2 pseudogenes are annotated in these 622 nt (G+C 41.8%); both read right to left on the bottom strand.

The annotated features are described in order from the left end of the window. Positions 1–164 (bottom strand): annotated as a pseudogene (locus IQR33_RS18200) (FAD:protein FMN transferase ApbE); the annotation flags it as partial. 157 nt (positions 165–321) lie between these two features. Next, a pseudogene (locus IQR33_RS18195) lies at positions 322–622 on the bottom strand (NADH:ubiquinone reductase (Na(+)-transporting) subunit F); the annotation flags it as partial.

The raw sequence follows: 622 nt of genomic DNA, 5'->3' as shown, positions 1-622 counted from the left end.
ATTTCTGTCTGCATCGCTTTTGGCGTTGGAATACCATCTTGCTCGATATACTTGATGTTGTAAGAAGTCCCCATGGTAGGGCCACTTAAATGAATTTGCTCTGCAGGCTGCTCACAGCCAGCCAAAATCAATAGAGAAGCAAATGCAACAAGCCACTTTTTCACTTGTTAACTCCCAATGTTGTTGAATTGATATGGGAAATAGGATCAATCCTTTCAATCCGATTACCTATATCAACTGTTGAGTATCAGTTTTATGTCTATAAAAAATAATGGCTAGCTCTCTTGGAGAGCTAGCCATAGATTCAATCACTTGGAGGAATTAACCACCGAAGTCATCTAGTAGGATGTTTTCATCCTCTACACCTAGATCTTTTAGCATGCCGATTACAGCAGCGTTCATCATAGGTGGACCACACATGTAGTATTCACAGTCTTCTGGCGCTTCGTGATCACGTAGGTAGTTCTCGTAAAGAACGTTGTGAATAAAGCCAGTGTAACCATCCCAGTTATCTTCTGGAAGTGGATCAGACAGTGCACAGTGCCATACGAAGTTGTCATTCTCAGCTTGTAGCATATCGAAATCTTCTACGTAGAACATTTCACGCTTAGAACGTGCGCCA

It is taken from the genome of Vibrio sp. OPT46, from assembly GCF_015163535.1.
In the GTDB taxonomy this organism is placed as follows: Bacteria; Pseudomonadota; Gammaproteobacteria; order Enterobacterales; family Vibrionaceae; genus Vibrio; species Vibrio alginolyticus.
The sequence above is the reverse complement of the archived record's forward strand: the minus strand, read 5'-3'. Positions and strand labels throughout refer to the sequence as shown.